This window comes from Citrobacter sp. Cpo221 (assembly GCF_030332345.1).
GTDB classification, from domain to species: Bacteria; Pseudomonadota; Gammaproteobacteria; order Enterobacterales; family Enterobacteriaceae; genus Citrobacter; species Citrobacter portucalensis.
In genome coordinates this window covers 15193-37519 of sequence record NZ_JAOWIA010000038.1, presented here as the reverse complement: position 1 = coordinate 37519, position 22327 = coordinate 15193, and the positions used below count along the sequence as shown (strand labels likewise).

21 protein-coding genes are annotated in these 22327 nt (G+C 51.4%); 1 reads left to right on the top strand and 20 read right to left on the bottom strand.

Features of this window, described 5'->3' with window-relative positions:
• Positions 1–22: 22 nt before the first annotated feature.
• Positions 23–1360: an adenine permease AdeP gene (gene adeP / locus OGY72_RS07990; protein WP_003827042.1), complete on the bottom strand. Its 1338-nt coding sequence runs from the start codon at positions 1358–1360 to the stop codon at positions 23–25.
• 167 nt (positions 1361–1527) lie between these two features.
• On the opposite strand from adeP, the gene yieH reads away from it, so the two are divergent.
• Positions 1528–2193, top strand: a complete 666-nt coding sequence (gene yieH, locus OGY72_RS07985; RefSeq protein WP_003827040.1) for a 6-phosphogluconate phosphatase — start codon at positions 1528–1530, stop codon at positions 2191–2193.
• A 121-nt stretch (positions 2194–2314) separates the two neighbouring features.
• Here the strand turns inward: yieH and phoU are convergent, their stop codons facing one another.
• The 19 genes from phoU to mioC form a co-directional block, all read right to left on the bottom strand.
• Complete coding sequence (gene phoU, locus OGY72_RS07980) at positions 2315–3040, bottom strand: phosphate signaling complex protein PhoU (protein ID WP_003023824.1); 726 nt, start codon at positions 3038–3040, stop codon at positions 2315–2317.
• A 14-nt stretch (positions 3041–3054) separates the two neighbouring features.
• Positions 3055–3828, bottom strand: a complete 774-nt coding sequence (pstB, locus tag OGY72_RS07975; protein ID WP_003023821.1) for a phosphate ABC transporter ATP-binding protein PstB — start codon at positions 3826–3828, stop codon at positions 3055–3057.
• Positions 3829–3874: 46 nt separating this feature from the next.
• Positions 3875–4765 (bottom strand): phosphate ABC transporter permease PstA, encoded by an 891-nt coding sequence (pstA, locus tag OGY72_RS07970; RefSeq protein WP_003827037.1) that lies wholly within the window; start codon positions 4763–4765, stop codon positions 3875–3877.
• Positions 4765–5724, bottom strand: a complete 960-nt coding sequence (gene pstC / locus OGY72_RS07965; RefSeq protein ID WP_008786549.1) for a phosphate ABC transporter permease PstC — start codon at positions 5722–5724, stop codon at positions 4765–4767. The genes pstA and pstC overlap by 1 nt, the downstream gene beginning before the upstream one ends.
• Positions 5725–5867: 143 nt before the next feature.
• Entirely contained in the window at positions 5868–6908 is a 1041-nt protein-coding gene (pstS, locus tag OGY72_RS07960) for a phosphate ABC transporter substrate-binding protein PstS (RefSeq protein ID WP_003827033.1), read from the bottom strand.
• Positions 6909–7242: 334 nt separating this feature from the next.
• Positions 7243–9072: a glutamine--fructose-6-phosphate transaminase (isomerizing) gene (gene glmS, locus OGY72_RS07955; protein ID WP_003827031.1), complete on the bottom strand. Its 1830-nt coding sequence runs from the start codon at positions 9070–9072 to the stop codon at positions 7243–7245.
• Positions 9073–9312: 240 nt separating this feature from the next.
• Positions 9313–10683: a bifunctional UDP-N-acetylglucosamine diphosphorylase/glucosamine-1-phosphate N-acetyltransferase GlmU gene (gene glmU / locus OGY72_RS07950; RefSeq protein WP_003827028.1), complete on the bottom strand. Its 1371-nt coding sequence runs from the start codon at positions 10681–10683 to the stop codon at positions 9313–9315.
• 673 nt (positions 10684–11356) lie between these two features.
• Positions 11357–11776, bottom strand: coding sequence for a F0F1 ATP synthase subunit epsilon (locus tag OGY72_RS07945; protein ID WP_003023809.1), 420 nt, complete (start codon positions 11774–11776; stop codon positions 11357–11359).
• A 20-nt stretch (positions 11777–11796) separates the two neighbouring features.
• Complete coding sequence (gene atpD, locus OGY72_RS07940) at positions 11797–13179, bottom strand: F0F1 ATP synthase subunit beta (protein WP_003023806.1); 1383 nt, start codon at positions 13177–13179, stop codon at positions 11797–11799.
• Positions 13180–13205: 26 nt separating this feature from the next.
• Positions 13206–14069: a F0F1 ATP synthase subunit gamma gene (atpG, locus tag OGY72_RS07935; RefSeq protein ID WP_003023804.1), complete on the bottom strand. Its 864-nt coding sequence runs from the start codon at positions 14067–14069 to the stop codon at positions 13206–13208.
• 50 nt (positions 14070–14119) lie between these two features.
• Positions 14120–15661, bottom strand: coding sequence for a F0F1 ATP synthase subunit alpha (gene atpA / locus OGY72_RS07930; protein ID WP_003827026.1), 1542 nt, complete (start codon positions 15659–15661; stop codon positions 14120–14122).
• A 12-nt stretch (positions 15662–15673) separates the two neighbouring features.
• A complete protein-coding gene (gene atpH / locus OGY72_RS07925) occupies positions 15674–16207 on the bottom strand; it encodes a F0F1 ATP synthase subunit delta (RefSeq protein WP_148362646.1) in 534 nt (177 codons plus the stop codon).
• Between the two features lie 14 nt (positions 16208–16221).
• Positions 16222–16692: a F0F1 ATP synthase subunit B gene (gene atpF / locus OGY72_RS07920; RefSeq protein ID WP_003827022.1), complete on the bottom strand. Its 471-nt coding sequence runs from the start codon at positions 16690–16692 to the stop codon at positions 16222–16224.
• 59 nt (positions 16693–16751) lie between these two features.
• A complete protein-coding gene (gene atpE, locus OGY72_RS07915) occupies positions 16752–16991 on the bottom strand; it encodes a F0F1 ATP synthase subunit C (RefSeq protein WP_003023794.1) in 240 nt (79 codons plus the stop codon).
• Between the two features lie 46 nt (positions 16992–17037).
• A complete protein-coding gene (atpB, locus tag OGY72_RS07910; protein WP_003023792.1) occupies positions 17038–17853 on the bottom strand; it encodes a F0F1 ATP synthase subunit A in 816 nt (271 codons plus the stop codon).
• Between the two features lie 7 nt (positions 17854–17860).
• Entirely contained in the window at positions 17861–18241 is a 381-nt protein-coding gene (gene atpI / locus OGY72_RS07905; RefSeq protein WP_003827019.1) for a F0F1 ATP synthase subunit I, read from the bottom strand.
• A gap of 614 nt (positions 18242–18855) precedes the next feature.
• The gene (rsmG, locus tag OGY72_RS07900) at positions 18856–19479 is read right to left on the bottom strand and encodes a 16S rRNA (guanine(527)-N(7))-methyltransferase RsmG (RefSeq protein ID WP_003827017.1); all 624 of its coding nucleotides are present in this window, start codon (positions 19477–19479) and stop codon (positions 18856–18858) included.
• Between the two features lie 102 nt (positions 19480–19581).
• Positions 19582–21471 carry a tRNA uridine-5-carboxymethylaminomethyl(34) synthesis enzyme MnmG gene (gene mnmG / locus OGY72_RS07895; protein WP_003827014.1) on the bottom strand — a complete coding sequence of 630 codons (1890 nt, stop codon included), beginning with the start codon at positions 21469–21471 and terminating at the stop codon, positions 19582–19584.
• Positions 21472–21843: 372 nt separating this feature from the next.
• Positions 21844–22293 carry an FMN-binding protein MioC gene (mioC, locus tag OGY72_RS07890; protein ID WP_003827013.1) on the bottom strand — a complete coding sequence of 150 codons (450 nt, stop codon included), beginning with the start codon at positions 22291–22293 and terminating at the stop codon, positions 21844–21846.
• Positions 22294–22327: the final 34 nt, after the last annotated feature.

Here is a 22327-nt window from a genome sequence, read left to right as displayed (position 1 = left end):
CATATGGGCAAATAAACAGCGATTAGTGCGCGTCGATAAACACAATCTTCAGCACAAACAGCAGCGCGACAATGATGACGCACGGGCTGAGATCGCGGAAACGTCCGGTACCAATCTTCATCACGCAATAAGAAATAAAGCCCAGTGCAATACCTTCGGTAATTGAGAAGCTAAAGGGCATCATCACGGCAGTAATAAACGCCGGAACCGCTTCTGTCAGGTCATCCCACTTCACGCGCGACAGGCTTGATGTCATCAGGACGCCAACGTAAATCAGCGCACCAGCGGCTGCATAACCCGGTACCATCCCCGCCAGCGGCGACAGGAAGATAACCAGCAGGAACAGCAGGCCAACGACCACGGCGGTCAGACCGGTACGTCCACCGACCGAAACCCCGGAAGAAGATTCGATATACGCAGTAACGGAAGAAGTCCCGATAAACGCCCCGGTAACCGACGACACGCTATCCACATACAGCGCTTGCTTCATGCGCGGGAACTTGCCCTTCGCATCCGCCAGACCGGCTTTATCCGTAACGCCAATCAGCGTACCGGAGGAGTCGAACAGGTTAACCAGCATGAACGAGAAAATCACACCCGCCAGGCCAATGTTAAACGAACCGGCCAGGTCGACATGTCCGATAACAGACATCACGCTCGGTGGCGCAGAAACGATACCGTTGTAATGGACATCGCCCAGCATCCAGCCCAGTAGCGTGGTTACAATGATAGAAATCAGCACCGCCGCGTGAATGTTACGTGACGCCAGAATCGCGATGATAAAGAAGCCCAGGATACCGAGCAGTACACTGTGGGACGTCAGGTTACCGATAGACACCAGCGTGTCTTTGTTGGCGACGATAACACCGGCGTTTTTCAGCCCCATCATGCCGATGAACAGACCAATACCGCTGGTGATCCCCACACGCAGGCTAACCGGGATATTGGCAATCATCCAGTAACGAACGCGGAAAATCGTCAGCAGCAGCAGACCAACAGCGCCCCAGAAGATAGCGCCCATACCAATCTGCCATGACAGCCCCATCGCGCCAACGACCACGAAAGCGAAGAATGCGTTCAGGCCCATAGCAGGCGCAAGTGCGACCGGCAGGTTGGCAAACAGGCCCATCAGGATGCTACCAAATGCAGCAATAAGGCAGGTGGTAACAAAGACAGCGCTGGTATCCATGCCAGCCACGCCAAGAATTTGCGGGTTAACAAAAACGATATACACCATCGTCAGGAAGGTCGTTAAACCGGCGATCACTTCGGTCCGTGCCGTCGTGCCATGTTCGCGCAGTTTGAACACGCGTTCCAGCATCCCCTGGCCAGAAGCCTGGGTTGTGTGTTGTTGACTCATTATCAATTTCCGAACAAGGAGGGAAAATTCGTCGCTATCCTATACCAAAATGCGACAATAGGGTTGGGTTATGAGCAACTTTTTTCATTGATTTTGCTTATACGGCAACGATTGCGTCGCCCAATAATGCATTACGAAAACGTTAAACTTGTTAAAACGGAAATGACATGTCCCAGATAGAAGCCGTATTTTTTGACTGTGACGGTACCCTTGTCGACAGTGAAGTGATTTGTTCTCGCGCGTATGTCAGCATGTTCCAGGCGTTTGGCATTACGCTCGATCTTGAAGAAATTTTCAAACGCTTCAAGGGGGTAAAGCTGTACGAGATCATCGACATTATCAACGAAGAGCACGGTGTCGAACTGGCAAAAGCCGATTTAGAACCGGTTTACCGCGCTGAGGTCGCACGTCTGTTCGATACGGAACTGGAGGTGATTGCCGGTGCCAATGCGCTACTGGACAGCATGGCCGTACCAATGTGTGTGGTCTCTAACGGTCCAGTCAGCAAAATGCAGCATTCGCTGGGTAAGCTGGGCATGTTGCACCATTTCCCTGATTTACTGTTCAGCGGCTACGATATTCAGCGTTGGAAGCCCGATCCGGCCCTGATGTTCCATGCGGCGAAAGCGATGGACGTTAACGTTGAGAACTGTATTCTGGTTGATGATTCCAGCGCAGGTGCGCAGGCGGGGATTGCCGCCGGGATGGAAGTGTTCTACTTCTGCGCCGATCCGCATAACAAACCGATCGATCATCCAAAAGTGACGACGTTTACCGATCTGGCACAGTTGCCGGAATTGTGGAAGGCGCGGGGTTGGAATATCGTCGAATAAACAGTAGGCCCGATAAGTAAAGCGCCATCAGGCGAATGGCGCAGAATGCCGGATGCGGCGTAACACCTTATGCGGCCTACAATAGCGACGCCGGGGGAACCCGGCGAACGCAACAAGCTGCTTATTCCTTCGGATCTTTGCCCGCCAGCAGCTTATCCAGCTCATCGCCGCCCACGTGACGGAAGTCTTGTCCCTTCACGAAGTAGAAGATGTATTCGCAGATATTCTGGCAGCGGTCACCGATACGTTCGATGGAACGTGCGCAGAACAGCGCGGTCAGCACGCTTGGAATGGTACGTGGGTCTTCCATCATATAAGTCATCAGCTGACGCACGATGCCTTCATATTCCTGGTCAACTTTCTTATCTTCGCGATAAATACGTACTGCTTCGTCCAGATCCATACGTGCAAACGCATCCAGAACGTCATGCAGCATTTGTACGGTATGGCGGCCCAGTGATTCCAGGCTTACCAGCAGCGGCTGGTGCTGTTGCGAGAACTTCTCCAGCGCGGTACGGCAAATTTTGTCCGCCACGTCGCCAATACGTTCCAGCTCAGCGATGGTTTTGATAATCGCCATCACCAGACGCAGGTCGCTCGCTGTCGGTTGACGCTTGGCGATGATACGCACGCAGGCTTCGTCGATCGCCACTTCCATCATGTTGACGTTCTTATCGCCTTCAATGACGCGCTTCGCCAGCTCGCTGTCCTGGTTGTGCATCGCCGTGATTGCATCAGAAAGCTGCTGCTCGACCATGCCGCCCATGGTCATCACCTGGGTACGGATGCTTTCCAGCTCTGCATTGAACTGGCCGGAAATATGTTTATTAAGGTTAAGGTTATCCACAACAAGCTCCTGAATCAGCCGTAACGACCGGTGATGTAATCTTCAGTTTGTTTCTTCGCGGGCTTGGTGAACAGATCGTCCGTGTTGCTGAACTCAATCAACTCGCCCAGGTACATAAATGCCGTGTGATCGGAACAACGCGCAGCCTGCTGCATGTTGTGGGTAACGATAACAACGGTGTAATCCTCTTTCAGCTCAGTGATCAGCTCTTCGATACGCCCGGTAGAAATAGGGTCGAGCGCTGAACATGGCTCATCGAGCAGAAGCACTTCCGGGCGAATGGCGATACCACGCGCAATACACAGACGCTGCTGCTGACCACCCGAGAGAGAGTACCCGCTCTGGTGTAATTTATCTTTGGTTTCGTTCCACAATGCGGCCTTGGTCAATGCCCACTGCACACGCTCGTCCATATCCGCACGCGAGAGTTTCTCAAACAGACGTACGCCAAAAGCGATGTTGTCGTAGATGGACATCGGGAACGGCGTTGGCTTCTGGAATACCATGCCCACTTTGGCACGCAGCAGAGCGATATCCTGGGTATTGGTGAGAATATTGTCGCCATCCAGCAGGATTTCACCTTCCGCACGCTGCTCTGGGTACAGTTCAAACATTTTGTTGAACGTACGCAGCAGCGTCGATTTACCACAGCCTGACGGCCCGATAAACGCCGTTACCTGGTTTTTAGCAATATCCAGGTTGATGTTCTTCAGGGCATGGAATTTGCCATAGTAGAAGTTCAAATCACGAACCTGAATCTTACCCGGGGCAGTATCAACCATACTCATTTCAATCTCTTCCTCATTCGGCGCCGCATCAGCCACGCCGTAAAAATTAACCGTGTTTCTTCTTCGCGAAAATGACGCGCGCCAGAATGTTCAGCAGCAGTACGCACAGGGTAATAATCAGTACCCCGGCCCAGGCCAGTTGCTGCCACTCAGCAAACGGGCTCATCGCAAACTTAAAGATAGTGACCGGCAGGTTGGCGATAGGCTGCATCATGTCGGTGCTCCAGAACTGATTGGAGAGCGACGTAAACAGCAGCGGAGCCGTTTCACCTGCGATACGAGCAATCGCTAACAGAACGCCTGTAATGATCCCCGAGACAGACGCCTTCAGGGTGATCGCAGAAATCATCTTCCATTTCGGCGTACCCAGTGCATAGGCAGCTTCACGCAGGCTATCCGGCACCAGCTTGAGCATGTTCTCCGTGGTACGAATAACAATGGGCACCTGCAGCAGCGCCAGCGCGATAACGCCCGCCCAGCCAGAGAAGTGTTCCATTTTTGCTACCACGATGGTGTAAACGAACAGACCGACCACGATTGATGGTGCAGACAGCAGAATGTCGTTGATAAAGCGGATAACTTCAGCCAGCCAGGACTTACGTCCGTACTCTGCCAGGTAGATACCCGCCATAATGCCAAGCGGTGTACCAAACACGGTCGCCCACAGAATTAACAGTCCGCTACCGGCCAGGGCGTTCGCCAGACCACCACCCGCTGTATTCGGCGGAGGCGTCATTTCTGTGAACAGCGCCAGCGACATACCGTCAATACCACGGGTGATCGTGGACATCAGGATCCAAATGAGCCAGAACAGACCGAACGCCATGGTCGCCATAGAGAGCGTCAGCGCGATGCGGTTCTTCAGACGGCGACGTGCCTGCATTTTACGGCGGGACTCCGCCAGCGCAGTGGTGTTTTGCATTTCAAGCGTAGCCATTAGCGTGCCCCCTCGTTCTTCGCAAGGCGCATGATCATGAACTTAGACGCCGCCAGTACGATGAAGGTGATCACAAACAGAATCAGACCCAGTTCCATCAACGCAGCAACGTGCAGGCCAGATTCCGCTTCGGCAAATTCATTCGCCAGCGCAGAGGTAATACTGTTGCCCGGCATGTACAGCGAGGCGCTATCGAGCTGGTAGGTGTTACCAATGATAAAGGTCACCGCCATGGTTTCCCCCAGCGCGCGGCCCAGACCCAGCATCACACCGCCGATCACACCATTTTTGGTGAACGGCAGGACGATACGCCAGATAACTTCCCAAGTGGTACAGCCGATGCCGTAGGCTGACTCTTTCATAAGCACCGGCGTTTGTTCGAACACATCACGCATAACCGCAGCAATGTACGGAATGATCATGATAGCGAGGATCACACCAGCCGCCAGAATACCGATACCAAACGCCGGGCCGGCAAACAATGCGCCAACAAACGGAATGTTGGAAAGGATGTTCCCGACCGGCTCCTGGAAGTAAGTCGCAAACAGCGGGGCAAAGATAAACAGGCCCCACATGCCGTATACAATACTCGGAATTGCTGCCAGCAGTTCAATAGCGATACCCAACGGGCGACGCAGCCAGCCAGGTGCAAGTTCAGTCAGGAACAGCGCAATGCCGAAACTCACCGGAACGGCAATCAGCAATGCAATAAACGAGGTGACCAGCGTACCGTAAATAGGTACCAGCGCGCCGTAGATATCGTTCGGCGCATCCCAGTCTTTGGTCCACAAAAAGGAGAAACCAAATTTCTGAATACTTGGCCAGGAGGAGATAACCAGAGAGACAATAATGCCACCCAACATCAATAGCACAATCAGCGCAGCCAGTTTTACCAGCGCGCTGAATATCATGTCACCCTTTTTACCCGGTGGGTTAAAAGCAGGCTTGGTTGCAGCCATAAATCACTCTTTAAGTTAAACGCGTTTACGAAATTGCCCTGCCGGATGGCGCTACGCTTATCCGGCCTACAAATTGGGCCTACAGTCGGAACTGTAGGGCGGATAAGCGTAGCGCCATCCGCCAACTCGTTAAAGATATTCTATTAGTACAGCGCTTTACCGCTGCTGTCTTTCACGTTGGTCTTCCATGCAGCACGAATCTGCTCAACCACGCTGTCCGGCAGGCTGGCGTAATCCAGGTCATTAGCCTGTTTGCCACCATTTTTGTATGCCCAGTCGAAGAATTTCAGCACTTCAACGCCCTGCTCAGGCTTCTTCTGCTCTTTATGGACCAGGATGAAGGTGGTGGAAGTGATTGGCCACGCATCGTCACCTTTCTGGTTAGTCAGATCCTGAGCGAAGGTTTTGCTCCAGTCAGCGCCTTTAGCGGCGTTGGCAAAGTTTTCTTCGGTCGGGCTTACCGGTTTGCCATCAGCAGAGACCAGCTTGGTGTACGCCAGGTTGTTCTGCTTAGCGTAAGCGTACTCAACGTAACCGATAGAACCCGGCAGACGCTGTACGAACGCGGCGATACCGTCGTTACCTTTACCGCCCAGACCGGTCGGCCAGTTAACGGTAGAGCCGGAACCAATTTTAGATTTCCACTCTTCGTTCACTTTCGCCAGGTAGCTAGTGAAGACAAAGGAAGTACCAGAACCATCAGCGCGACGCACAACGGCGATATTTTGCGAAGGCAGCTTCAGACCTGGGTTCAGTTTGGTGATGGCTTCGTCATCCCACTTCTTAATTTTACCGAGGTAGATGTCGCCCAGCGTTTTACCGTCAAGCACCAGCTCACCGGATTTCAGTCCAGGGATATTCACCGCCAGCACCACACCGCCGATAACGGTCGGGAACTGGAACAGGCCTTCTTGTGCCAGTTTCTCGTCAGACAGCGGTGCATCAGAAGCGCCGAAATCAACGGTATTGGCCGTAATTTGTTTTACACCACCGGAGGAGCCGATACCCTGGTAGTTTACTTTGCTACCGGTCTCTTTCTGATAGGTATCTGCCCATTTGGCATACACTGGCGCAGGGAAGGTTGCACCTGCACCTGTCAGGCTCGCTGCTGCAAACGCAGAGAACGCGCTCATGGATAAGGTCGCGGCGACAACAGTTGCGACAGTGGTACGCATAACTTTCATAATGTCTCCTGCACGGTTTTCGTAAATTGTTGTTTGAGTTGCTACTGTGAGCAAAATAGGACAAACAGGTGACAGTTAAATGTACGAAATATGACAGTTTTATGACAATGAAAAATACGGAAAGCTATTTATCTAAAAATACATTTAAAACAAAACGTTAACTATTACCATGACAATAATATTTCGCTAAAATTTTCTTTTTATGACACTGCAAACAGTAGCTGAAGATGACGGTTTGTCACATAAAACAGGCGGGATAATTGATTAAAAACAGAACAAGTTTAAAAAAATGCCCCGCTTATAGCAGGGCATTTTCAGTTCAGTAAGGTACGGATTACTCTACGGTAACCGACTTAGCCAGGTTACGCGGCTGATCCACATCGGTGCCTTTAATCAGCGCCACATGATACGCCAGCAGCTGCAGCGGAACGGTGTAGAAGATCGGTGCAATAACCTCTTCCACATGCGGCATCTCAATGATGTGCATGTTTTCGCTGCTGGTAAAGCCAGCATCCTGGTCAGCAAAGACGTACAGCTGACCGCCACGGGCGCGAACTTCTTCAATGTTGGACTTCAGTTTTTCCAGCAGTTCGTTGTTCGGCGCGACTACGATAACCGGCATATCGGCATCAATCAGCGCCAGCGGACCGTGTTTCAGTTCGCCTGCGGCATAAGCTTCAGCGTGAATATAAGAGATCTCTTTCAGCTTCAGCGCGCCTTCCAGCGCAATCGGGTACTGATCGCCACGGCCCAGGAACAGCGCATGGTGTTTATCAGAGAAACCTTCAGCCAGAGCGGCAATGCGTTTGTCCTGAGACAGCATCTGCTCAATACGGCTCGGCAGCGCCTGCAGACCGTGAACGATTTCCTGCTCAATAGCCACATCCAGGCCTTTCAGACGAGACAGTTTCGCCACCAGCATCAGCAGAACGGTCAGCTGAGTGGTAAATGCTTTCGTGGAGGCCACGCCGATTTCGGTACCAGCATTGGTCATCATCGCCAGGTCGGATTCGCGCACCAGAGAAGAGCCCGGTACGTTACAAATAGCCAACGAGCCCAGATAGCCCAACTCTTTGGATAAGCGCAGACCCGCCAGGGTATCTGCCGTTTCACCTGACTGGGAAAGGGTGATCATCAGGCTGTTACGACGCACGGCGGATTTGCGATAGCGGAATTCGGAAGCAATTTCGACATCACAAGGAATGCCAGCCAGCGATTCAAACCAGTAGCGGGACACCATACCGGAGTTGTACGACGTACCACAGGCGATAATCTGGATATGCTCAACCTGAGACAGCAGCTCGTTGGCATGCGAACCCAGCTCGCTTAAATCCACTTCACCGTGGCTGATACGGCCGGTCAGCGTGTTTTTAATTGCGTTCGGCTGTTCGTAGATCTCTTTCTGCATGTAGTGGCGATAAATACCTTTTTCGCCCGCATCGTATTGCAGATTAGATTCGATATCCTGACGTTTCACTTCCGCGCCAGACTTGTCGAAAATAGAGACCGAACGACGGGTCACTTCCGCGATATCGCCCTCTTCCAGGAAGATGAAGCGACGGGTTACCGGCAGCAGTGCCAGCTGATCGGAAGCGATAAAGTTCTCACCCATACCCAGACCAATCACCAGCGGGCTGCCAGAACGGGCCGCCAGCAGGGTTTCCGGGTTACGGGTATCCATGATCACCGTGCCGTAGGCACCGCGCAGCTGCGGAATAGTACGCAGCACGGCTTCACGCAGCGTACCACCCTGTTCCAGCTCCCAGTGCACCAGGTGAGCAATCACTTCGGTGTCGGTTTCAGAAACAAAGGTGTAGCCACGCGTTTTCAACAGCTCACGCAGTGGTTCATGGTTTTCAATGATGCCGTTATGCACCACAACAATGTGTTCAGAAACATGGGGATGCGCGTTCGCTTCTGAAGGTTCACCGTGTGTCGCCCAGCGGGTGTGAGCAATACCAGTACCACCATGCAGCGGATGTTCTTCCGCAGCAGCAGTCAGCATCTGCACTTTACCCAGACGACGCAGGCGGGTCATGTTGCCTTCAGCATCGACAACGGCCAGACCAGCAGAGTCATAACCACGATATTCCAGACGACGTAAACCTTCGAGAAGGATTTCAGCTACATCACGCTGCGCGATAGCGCCAACAATTCCACACATATTTTTTGATTCCGAATTTAGGCATTGTGCCTGTCGTTGTCGGTCAACCTGATACCCGTATTCCGGGCGCCCCGAGCCTTGTAGAGAGTGGGGTTATTTTTATAGGTACTGCTTGTTGAGCGGAGGATTATATTATCCCCTCATCTCTTGTCTGCCTGATGGCGCTCACGGTTATCAGGCCTACAGAACGTCACCGCACGTAGGCCGGATAAGGCAAAGCCGCCATCCGGCAAAAATAAATTACTTCTTCTTCACCGGACGCTGCCAGCCCTGTTTATGAACCTGAGGTACACGGCTTAATACCAGTTCATTATCGGCGACATTACGCGTTACGGTGGTTCCGGCGGCAATCGTCGCACCTTTACCCACGGTGACAGGCGCCACCAGCTGAGTATCAGAACCCACAAACACATCATCACCAATAATGGTTTTAAACTTATTGGCACCATCGTAGTTGCAGGTGATCGTACCCGCACCGATATTCACGTTATCGCCAATTTCCGCATCGCCCAGATAGGTCAAATGACCAGCTTTAGAGCCTTTACCCAGACGCGCTTTTTTCATTTCGACGAAGTTACCCACGTGTGCGCCTTCCTGCAGCTCAGCACCCGGGCGCAGACGCGCGAATGGACCGATGGTGCAAGCGGCTTCCAGATGGGCATCTTCCACCACACTGTACGGGCTAAGCTCACAACCCTCACCAATCACGCTGTTTTTGATGATGCAGCCAGCGCCAATCTTGACGCGATCCCCAACGGTTACGTTACCTTCAATGATAACGTTAGTATCAATTTCAACATCGCGCCCGTGAATCAGCGTACCGCGAAGATCAAAACGTGCAGGATCGCGCAGCATCACGCCCGCCAGCAGCAGTTTTTCTGCCTGCTCGGACTGATACACACGTTCCAGACGGGATAACTGAAGGCGGTTATTTACCCCTTCCGTTTCACTGATTCGTGCCGGATGTACCGCAGCAATTTCACGTCCTTCCTGATACGCCATCGCGATGATATCGGTGATGTAGTATTCACCCTGCACGTTGTTGTTGGTCAGTTTAGACAGCCAACGCTTCATGTCAGCGCCGTTGGCAATCAGAATGCCTGTGTTGATTTCCTGGATTTGACGCTGCTCGTCAGTTGCATCTTTGTGCTCGACGATCCCTGTGACGTTACCGTTTTCGCGCGTAATACGCCCATAGCCGGAAGGGTCGTCCAGTTTTACCGTTAACAAACCGATACCACCCTGCGGTTTGGCTTCACGCAGGCGACGTAAGGTATCGGTAGAGATCAGCGGCACATCGCCATAGAGCATTAAAATGTCTTCGTCATCACTAAAGAATGGCGCCGCCTGCTGCATTGCATGGCCGGTACCCAACTGCTCAGCCTGCAGAACCCAATTCAGATTGCCATCTTTCAGCGTTTGCTTAAGCAGATCGCCACCGTGTCCGTAGACAAGGTGTACATGAGTCGCACCTAATTCATTAGCTGCATCAATGACATGCTGAACCATCGGCTTTCCTGCGAGGGTGTGCAGCACTTTAGGAAGATCGGAATACATACGCGTGCCTTTGCCTGCGGCAAGGATCACAACGCTCATAGCATTATTCAACATACACGTCCTGACTGTAATTTGAGAACGAATTTATACCGTTTCACATTGAAAATACTACATTTTTTTCAGCGTGAAATGGACCGAGGATAAAACGTTCAACAGGGGGGATTCCCCATCTGATAACTCACTATTTTCGTCTATATCTGCGTCTTTTGTCTCCCAAAAACCAGGAGTCTGCTCTTATTAAAGCCTTAGGTTAATGTTTTTGCTATTTTTTTACCGCATGAATAAAGCATTACATCAGCATAGAACGATTTTATTTATGTGATTCAGTGAGAAGCAGAAAAATGGATTGGGAAAATTGAGGGGAGGAATGATAGAGAACGAATGATACAGCGAAGGAGGGGGGATTTAATAACGATGGCGCTAGCTGATAACCGTATTAAGCATCGCGCCACAGAACAGGTAGGGAACGACTAAACGTCCATGCTGCTGAAAAGGGCGATGATTTTGTTAAACAATTTCATGTTGGTATCCTGTTTTTATCTGAATTAATTTTGTGACGCACATCACATAAAAAGAGTCTACGCCTCATTTTTTAACCGATCAACATTTTTTGTGATGTAAATCACAAAATAATAAAACAGCTTTTTAGTTCCACTTTTACTGAAACAAATCCATAAAAAAAGCCAGCCTGGAAACCAGACTGGCCTTTGTGCTTTTCAAGCCGGTGTTACATCGCTTTTTTGGTCAACTCGATAACGCGCAGTTTCGCTATCGCTTTGGCCAGTTCCGCAGATGCCTGAGCGTAATCCACGTCACCATGAGAGCTCTTAATGTGCTCTTCAGCCTTACGCTTCGCTTCCAGGGCTCTCGCTTCATCGAGATCCTGTCCGCGAATCGCGGTATCAGCCAGTACGGTCACACTGCCAGGCTGCACTTCGAGAATGCCGCCGGACAGATAGATAAACTCTTCATGACCGAACTGTTTAACGATGCGGATCATACCAGGCTTAATGGCGGTGAGCAGCGGTGCGTGACCCGGGAAAATACCCAGTTCACCTTCACTACCCGTTACCTGGATTTTCTCGACCAGACCAGAGAACATTTGTTGCTCTGCGCTGACGACGTCCAGGTGGTAAGTCATTGCCATATCACCCTCCGATTAAGGCGTTAAAGTTTTTTGGCTTTTTCCACGGCTTCGTCGATAGAACCAACCATGTAGAACGCCTGCTCTGGCAGGTGGTCGTATTCGCCTTCCATGATGCCTTTAAAGCCACGGATGGTGTCTTTCAGGGAAACGTATTTACCCGGAGAACCGGTGAATACTTCCGCAACGAAGAACGGCTGGGACAGGAAGCGCTGGATCTTACGCGCACGTGCTACCACCAGTTTATCTTCTTCAGACAGTTCATCCATACCCAGGATGGCGATGATGTCTTTCAGTTCCTGATAACGCTGCAGCAGGGACTGTACGCCACGCGCGGTGTCGTAGTGTTCCTGACCAACAACCAGCGGATCCAACTGACGGCTGGTGGAGTCCAGCGGGTCAACTGCCGGGTAGATACCCAGAGAAGCGATCTGACGGCTCAGTACCACGGTTGCATCCAAGTGAGCAAAGGTGGTTGCTGGGGACGGGTCAGTCAAGTCATCCGCAGGTACGTATACCGCCTGAACGGAGGTGATAGAACCGGTTTTGGTAGAGGTGATACGTTCCTGAAGAACACCCATCTCTTCCGCCAGGGTCGGCTGGTAGCCTACCGCTGATGGCATACGACCCAGCAGTGCAGATACTTCTGTACCGGCCAGGGTGTAACGGTAGATGTTATCAACGAACAGCAGAACGTCACGACCTTCGTCACGGAACTTCTCAGCCATGGTCAGACCGGTCAGTGCAACGCGCAGACGGTTGCCCGGCGGCTCGTTCATCTGGCCATATACCAGGGATACTTTGTCCAGTACGTTGGAGTCGGTCATTTCGTGGTAGAAGTCGTTACCCTCACGAGTACGTTCACCTACGCCCGCAAACACGGAGTAACCGGAGTGTTCGATCGCGATGTTACGGATCAGCTCCATCATGTTTACGGTTTTACCTACACCCGCACCACCGAACAGACCGACTTTACCGCCCTTAGCGAACGGACACATCAGGTCGATAACTTTGATGCCGGTTTCCAGCAGTTCCTGAGAGCTGGACAGCTCTTCGTAGGAAGGTGCTGCGCGGTGGATAGCCCAACGCTCTTCTTCACCGATATCGCCTTTCATGTCGATCGGGTGACCCAGGACGTTCATGATACGACCCAGGGTTGCTTTACCTACCGGGACTTCGATCGGGTGTTCGAGGTCTTTAACTTCCAGACCACGACGCAGACCGTCGGAAGAACCCATGGCGATGGTACGTACGATACCGCCGCCGAGCTGCTGCTGAACTTCCAGCACCAGGCTCTCTTTACCATTCATAACCTCAAGAGCATCGTACACGCGCGGTACGGCATCCTGAGGGAATTCGACGTCAACCACGGCGCCGATTACCTGGACAATTTTTCCAGTAGCCATCTTGAATCCTCTACGAATTAACCTGGTTATACCGCGGATGCACCACCGACGATTTCGGTGAGTTCCTGAGTAATGCTGGCCTGACGAGCTTTGTTGTATACCAACTGCAGCTCTTTAATCAGGCTGCCGCCATTGTCGGTCGCGGCTTTCATCGCCACCATACGTGCGGCCTGCTCGCTGGCCAGGTTTTCTACCACGCCCTGATAAACCTGAGACTCGACATAACGACGCAGCAGGGTATCCAGCAGCGCTTTCGGGTCTGGTTCATACAGGTAATCCCAGGATTTACGCTTCAATTCATCATCATCTGATGCCGGCAGAGGCAGCAGTTGGGTGATGGTTGGCGTCTGAGACATGGTGTTAATAAATTTGTTGCTGACAACGTACAGTCTGTCCAGACGACCTTCATCGTAGGCTTGCAGCATCACTTTAACCGGACCGATCAGTTCGGACAGGGAAGGGTTATCCCCCATACCGGTTACCTGAGCGATCACGTTACCACCAACGGAGTTAAAGAAAGACACGCCCTTAGAGCCGATCATTGCGATATCGCACTGAACGCCTTTATCGGACCATGTTTTCATATCCGCCAGCAGCTTTTTGAACAGGTTAATGTTCAAGCCACCGCACAGACCACGGTCGGTCGACACCACCAGGTAGCCCACGCGTTTAACGTCGCGTTCTTCCAGGTAAGGGTGCTTATATTCCAGATTACCATTCGCAAGGTGACCAATCACTTTGCGCATGGTCTCTGCATAAGGACGGCTGGCCGCCATGCGATCCTGCGATTTACGCATTTTGGAAGCGGCGACCATCTCCATCGCTTTAGTGATCTTCTGCGTGTTCTGGACGCTTGCGATCTTACTACGTATCTCTTTTGCGCCGGCCATGAGCTTCTCCTCAATGCCTTGCGGTCCGCCCTAAAGCAGACCGCCAGACGTTACCAGGACTGGGTTGCCTTGAAGGAATCGAGGATAGCTTTCAGCTTGCCTTCGATTTCATCGTTATAGCCACCGGACTGGTTGATCTCTTGCATCAGCGGAGCGTGGTCACGGTCAACGTAAGCCAGCAGAGCGGCTTCGAAGCTACCGATTTTCGCCAGTTCCACATCTTCGAGGTAACCGCGTTCAGCCGCAAACAGCACCACACCCTGCTGTGCAACAGACATTGGCGCATACTGTTTCTGCTTCAGCAGTTCAGTTACTTTCTGACCATGGCTCAGCTGCTTACGAGTAGCTTCATCCAGGTCGGAAGCGAACTGAGAAAACGCAGCCAGTTCACGATACTGTGCCAGAGCGGTACGAATACCACCGGACAGTTTCTTGATGATCTTGGTCTGCGCTGCACCACCAACACGAGATACGGAGATACCCGGGTTAACTGCCGGACGAATACCGGAGTTAAACAGGTTGGTTTCCAGGAAGATCTGACCATCGGTAATGGAAATTACGTTGGTCGGAACGAACGCAGAAACGTCACCCGCCTGGGTTTCGATAATCGGCAGAGCGGTCAGGGAGCCGGTTTTACCTTTAACTTCACCATTGGTGAACTTCTCAACGTATTCCGCGTTTACGCGGGATGCGCGTTCCAGCAGACGGGAGTGGAGGTAAAATACGTCGCCCGGGAATGCTTCACGTCCTGGCGGACGACGCAGCAGCAGGGAAACCTGACGGTAAGCAACGGCCTGTTTAGACAGGTCATCGTAAACGATCAGTGCATCTTCACCGCGGTCACGGAAGTATTCGCCCATTGCGCAACCGGCATATGGTGCTAGGTATTGCAGTGCAGCAGATTCAGACGCGGTCGCCACAACAACGATGGTGTTGGACAGTGCGCCGTGTTCTTCCAGTTTACGAACCACGTTAGAAATGGTGGACGCTTTCTGGCCGATAGCCACGTACACACATTTGATGCCGGAATCACGCTGGTTGATGATGGCATCGATAGCCATCGCAGTTTTACCTGTCTGACGGTCACCGATGATCAGCTCACGCTGGCCACGACCGATTGGGATCATGGCATCAACAGATTTATAACCGGTCTGTACTGGCTGGTCGACGGACTGACGTTCGATTACGCCTGGTGCGATAACTTCGATTGGCGAGAAGCCATCGTTATCAACCGGACCTTTACCGTCAATCGGGGAACCCAGAGTGTTCACCACACGACCCAGCAGGCCACGGCCAACCGGAACTTCCAGAATACGACCCGTACACTTAACCTTCATGCCTTCGGCGAGGTCAGCGTATGGACCCATCACAACTGCACCTACGGAGTCGCGCTCCAGGTTCAGTGCGATAGCGTAACGGTTACCCGGCAGGGAAATCATCTCACCCTGCATACAATCGGCCAGGCCGTGAATGCGGATAACACCGTCACTTACAGAAACAATAGTACCTTCGTTATGAGCTTCGCTCACAACACTGAACTGAGCAATGCGCTGCTTGATCAGTTCGCTGATTTCGGTGGAATTCAGTTGCATGCTCCAGTCCCCTTAAGACTGCAAGACGTCTGCAAGGCGCTCAAGACGGCCGCGTACGCTGCCATCAATGACCATATCACCCGCTCGGATGATTACGCCTGCCATTACAGACTTATCGATTTTGCAATTCAGCTTAACTTTGCGTGACAGACGTTTTTCCATCGCAGCACTAATCTTCGTAAGCTGTTCATCACTCAGTGCATTGGCAGAAGTGACTTCTACCTCAGAGATAGCCTCACTGGCTGCACGCAGGTGAGTAAACTGCTCAAGAACATCCGGGAGCGCATTCAGACGGTTATTTTCAGCCATAACCCTAATCAGGTTTTGGCCGCTTTCGTCCAGCTGCTCACCGCACACGGCGATAAACGACTCAGCGAGCGTTTCCGGCGCCAGCGCGCCAGAGAGAAGCTCTGCCATTTGTTCGTTTTTTGTCACCTCAGCGGCGAACGTCAACATATCCTGCCAACGGTCAATGCTTTGGTGCTCAACGGCAAAGTCAAAAGCTGCTTTGGCGTAGGGGCGAGCTACCGTAATAAATTCAGACATCAGCCCCTCCCTCCTTACAGTTCAGCGACAAGTTTGTCCACGATGTCGCTATTAGCAGCTTCATCCACGGAACGTTCGATGATCTTCTCGGCGCCAGCAACAGCCAGGATAGCAACTTGCTTACGCAGCTCTTCGCGAGCACGTTTACGCTCGGCGTCAATTTCCGCCTGCGCCTGTGCCACGATTTTAGTACGTTCCTGCTCTGCTTCAGTTTTAGCTTCGTCCAGGATCTGAGCACGGCGTTTGTTCGCCTGCTCAATGATTACCTGAGCTTCCGCCTTCGCTTTTTTCAGCTGGTCGGTCGCGCTGGCCTTTGCAAGGTCAAGATCCTTATGTGCTCGTTCTGCAGAAGCAAGGCCGTCAGCAATTTCTTTTTGACGTTTTTCGATGGCAGCCATTAAAGGCGGCCATACGTACTTCATGCAGAACAGAACGAACAGGACAAACGCGATGGCCTGGCCGAGGATTGTTGCGTTAAGATTCACAGCACAATGCCTCTATCTAGTTAACGTTCTGATATTGCTCTTAATTCAAGCAACGCTTACTACGCGACAGCAAACATCACGTACAGACCCAGACCTACAGCGATCATTGGGATTGCATCCACCAGACCCATAACGATAAAGAACTGAGTACGCAGCAGAGGAATCAGATCCGGTTGACGCGCTGCGCCTTCCAGGAATTTACCCCCGAGGATGCCGATACCGATCGCAGCACCGATTGCCGCCAGACCCATCATCACAGCGGCAGCAATGTACAGCAGATCCATATTCAGGTTTTCCATGACAGTCTCCAGTTTGTTTCAGTTAAAACGTAGTAGTGTTGGTAAATTAATGCTCTTCAGATGCCATCGACAGATAGACAATCGTCAGAACCATAAATATGAAGGCTTGCAGCGTGATAATCAGTATGTGGAAAATGGCCCAAGGCACATTCAGGATCCACTGTGACCACCACGGCAACAGACCAGCAATCAGAATGAAAATCAGCTCACCGGCATACATGTTGCCGAACAGTCGCAGACCAAGAGAGATTGGTTTGGACAGCAGGCTTACCCCTTCAAGGATTAAGTTGACAGGGATGAACGCCCAGTGATTGAACGGCTGCAGCGTCAACTCTTTCGCGAAGCCACCGATGCCTTTCATTTTGATGCTGTAGAACAGAATGAGGATAAATACGCCCAGCGCCATCGACAGGGTGATGTTCACGTCAGCAGACGGAACCACACGCAGAGCCGGTAGGCCAAAGATATGCTCACCGATGTACGGCAGCAGGTCGATAGGCAGCAAATCCATCAAGTTCATCAGGAATACCCAGACGAAAATCGTCAAGGCCAGCGGAGCAATCAGCTTGCTTTTGCCATGGTACATGTCTTTCACGCTACCATGCACAAAGCCGATTACCAGCTCAATCGCGGTCTGAAATTTACCTGGTACGCCGCTGGTCGCCTTTTTGGCTACGCTACGGAACATAAGCAGGAACAACAGACCCAGAACCACCGAGAAGAAAATGGAGTCAATATTGAGCGTCCAGAAGGTGGCTGGGGGGTTGTGCGGATCCACCAGCGAGAATGTACGTAGGTCCAACTGAAGGTTATTCAGATGGTGTCCTATGTAATCCTGCGGCGTCATATTTTCTGAAGCCATGATGCCTTTACCCTTTGTTGTTAATTACAGCCGGCGCCAGTATCTGAACCACCAGCACCAAAACCCACGTAACGATCAGCGGCATGAATACCGCTTTCAAAACAGCCAACGCCACCACCAACAACACCAGCATCGCTAATACCTTGAAGGCTTCGCCGAAAGCGAACGACCAGGCTACTCGGCCCTTCGCTGGTGTATGTACCTGGTGACGCCAGGCAAATATCATAAACAACACATTAGGCAGTAACACTGCCAATCCTCCACACAACGCGGAGATGCCCCAGAAAGGGTCTTTGAGGCTAAACAGCAATCCACTTGCTATTACAACCAGAAGCTGTGTGAGCAAAAGCTTACGAGCAACGTTTCGACTCAAGAGCGACATAGACATCACGTTTTTACTCCTGCTCCCTTCGAGGTATGCCGCGTGTCGTATAAAACGTTCTTTATGGCTTAGAGTCAAGCATCAAAAAGCGGACAAATTATACGGTGCGCCTTCGTGATTTCAAACAATAAGTAGCTAAAAAGTGAATAAATGTTTAAATATTTTTCGCTGCCCCACATTTATTACTTTTAGGCAAACTGTGAACGATCATGCAAAACTGCAAATACCGCGAAAACACTGGCGTCAAAGCGTGCACCAGATCACATATTGAACATATTCACCTTCGCATAATTTATTTACGTGGCAATTGATGCCTTTTCATCTTTTTGATATTTAAGCGTAAAAATAGCCACTATTTCAAAAACAACGCCTAACAACAAAAAAACCGCTCATTGACATTTATAATAAAAAATTAACACGAACGGTGATTCTTACGTTCTATTTTTAGCAGACTGATATTTTCACAGCTGACTTGTTTCGCTTTTAACAAAAAACGGTACGTTATAGTTATGATGCAAAACCGTAAGGCACTAGTGAAATGTAACGACATTTACCCACACTATTACCTATGACTTTTAACACCTGAAAAGCCGTTTTTTCTCTATTTTTTTTGATAAAAATTAAATTTTGTTTGGCTTAATAACCACCAAATGACGTTCACCATCCAACTGCGGAACGCGTAATTTTTCGACGGACTCAACGCTGAATTCTGCTGGCAGCGAATCAATTTCATCTGCAGGCAACTGCCCTTTTAGCGCATAAAAACGCCCATTCTGGCCCGGCAAATGGTGACACCAGCTAACCATATCATTGAGTGAAGCGAAAGCACGGCTAATCACCCCATCAAACGGCGGTTCTGAAGGAAATTCTTCAACACGGCTTTGCACTGGAGTGATGTTAGTAAGCGCAAGCTCATGCTGCACCTGACGCAAGAAACGAACACGTTTTCCCAGGCTATCGAGCAGTGTGAAATGCGCTTCTGGGCGCACGATAGAAAGCGGAATTCCCGGCAGGCCCGGTCCCGTACCTACATCGATAAAACGCTCACCCTTCAGATACGGTGCAACGACAATGCTGTCCAGAATATGGCGTACCAGCATTTCGTTGGGATCCCGCACCGACGTCAGGTTGTACGCCTTGTTCCATTTGTGCAGCATATCGACATACGCAATCAGCTGATTTTTCTGGTGATCGGTAAGAGAAATACCGGCATCAGCCAGCAGACGAGAGAGTTTGTTGAGCACGGTCGTTACCTGTTAATAATCAAATGCCCGATGCGCTTTCGCTTATCGGGCCTACAAATTCGTACGGCGGGCAAGCGAAGCGCCCCCGCCAAAATAGTGTTATCAAGCGCTGCGGCGCAGCATACCTTGTTTTTTCAGCCATACCAGCAGAATGGAGATGGCGGCAGGCGTTATGCCGGAAATACGCGATGCCTGACCGATCGAGACGGGTTTGTGATCGTTCAGCTTAGCGATAACTTCATTCGACAAGCCAGAAACCTGGCGATAATCCAGCGTTGCAGGCAACAGGGTGTTTTCATTGCGCTGTTGTCTTTCAATTTCTTCCAGCTGACGGGCAATATACCCTTCGTATTTCACCTGAATCTCAACCTGTTCTGCGGCCTGAGCATCATCAAGCGCGGGTGCGAACGCAGATAAAGAGGTCAACTGAGCATAGGTCATATCCGGGCGACGCAGCAGATCTTCACCGCTCGCTTCACGTGACAGAGGTGTAGCCAGGTGAGCATTCACTTCTGCTGCGGACTCCGCTAACGGATTCACCCAGGTTGATTTAAGACGTTGGCGTTCCTGTTCGATACGCTCCAGTTTCTCGTTGAAGCGAGCCCAGCGCTCATCGTCCACCAGACCCAGTTCACGACCAATTTCGGTCAGACGCAGGTCGGCGTTATCTTCACGCAGCATCAAACGGTATTCAGCGCGAGATGTGAACATACGGTACGGTTCTTTGGTACCCAGCGTACACAGGTCGTCCACCAGCACGCCAAGATAAGCCTGATCGCGACGCGGTGCCCACCCCTCTTTTTCAGCAGACAAACGCGCGGCGTTCAGACCAGCCAGCATGCCTTGTGCGGCGGCTTCTTCATAACCAGTTGTACCGTTAATCTGGCCCGCAAAGAACAGACCCTGGATGAATTTGCTTTCCAGAGTAGGTTTTAGATCACGCGGATCGAAGAAATCATATTCAATCGCGTAGCCAGGGCGGACGATTCTGGCATTTTCCATCCCCTGCATGGAGCGGACAATTTGCATCTGCACATCGAACGGCAGGCTGGTGGAGATGCCATTCGGGTAAATTTCGTTAGAGGTCAGCCCTTCCGGTTCGAGGAAGATCTGATGCTGGTTACGATCGGCAAAGCGCATCACTTTATCTTCGATCGACGGGCAGTAGCGTGGGCCGATACCTTCGATCACGCCAGCGTACATTGGGCTACGATCGAGGTTATTGCGGATCACGTCATGGGTTTTCTCATTGGTATGCGTGATGTAACACGGCATCTGGCGCGGATGTTGAGAAGCATCGCCCAGGAATGAGAAGACCGGCATCGGGTTATCGCTGTTTTGCTGGCCGAGCACGCTGAAATCAATCGTGCGCGCATCGATACGCGGCGGTGTACCGGTTTTCAGGCGGCTGACGCGCAGCGGCAGTTCACGCAGACGGCGTGACAGCGGGATGGACGGCGGATCGCCAGCGCGGCCACCGCTGTAGTTATCCAGACCAATATGAATTTTGCCGTCGAGGAAAGTCCCCACGGTTAATACGACCGCTTTGGCACGGAACTTCAGTCCCATTTGGGTTACTGCACCCACAACGCGATCGTTTTCGACAATCAGATCTTCAACCGCCTGCTGGAAGATCATCAGGTTGGGTTGATTCTCCAGCGCAGTGCGTACCGCCTGGCGATAGAGCACACGATCGGCCTGAGCTCGGGTAGCGCGAACGGCTGGCCCTTTGCTTGCGTTTAGTATCCTAAACTGGATACCCGCGTGGTCGATCGCTTTTGCCATCAACCCACCAAGCGCATCCACTTCTTTTACCAGGTGTCCCTTCCCAATACCGCCGATCGCCGGGTTGCAGCTCATCTGCCCCAGAGTGTCGATATTGTGTGTCAAAAGCAGAGTCTGTTGACCCATTCGCGCCGCGGCCATTGCGGCCTCGGTGCCTGCATGACCCCCGCCAATGATGATGACGTCAAAAGGATCCTGATAAAACATGGTAATTGCCTCGCATAACGCGGTGTGAAAATGGATTGAAGCCCGGGCCGTGGATTCTACTCAACTTTAGTCGATGGAGAAAGACCTGGGATCCTGGGTATTAAAAAGAAGATCTTTTTATTTAGAGATCTGTTTTATTGTGATCTCTTATTAGGATCGCACCTTTCTGTGGATAAGGACGATCCTTTAAGTAAGATCAACAGGTTGCTGAGGATCATTAGCTGTGAATGATCGGTGATCCTGGTCCGTATAAGCTGGGATCAGAATGAAGGGTTATACACAACTCAAAAACTGAACAACGGTTGTTCTTGGGATAACTACCGGTTGATCCAAGCTTTTAACCAGAGTTATCCACATAAAAAAGTACGATCTTTACAAATCTCTGAGCAACGGATGCCACGATCCCAGCCAAATTTCAGCCGGATCTTCCGGAATTTCATGTTCCAGTACGTTGATCCTGAGTGTTTCGCCGATCTGTTTTGCCCCACAGGCCTTCAATTCGGCTTCCAGCTTGTCGATTGCGCCGCAAAAGGTGTCATATTCACGACTGCCTATCCCGATTGCACCAAAGCGCACTTGTGACAGGTCCGGCTTTTGCTCGCGTAACGCATCATATAAAGGCTGTAGGTTGTCAGGAATATCTCCCGCACCGTGCGTGGAGCTGATAATCAGCCAGATCCCGTCAGTCGGAACCTCTTCAAGCATTGGCCCATGCAGTATTTCGCTGGAAAAACCGGCGTCGTCCAGCTTTTCAGCCAGATGCTCTGCTACATATTCCGCACTGCCAAGCGTACTACCGCTGATAAGAGTGATGTCTGCCATGATCGCCCACCTTTATAAAGAGGGCGTATTGTAC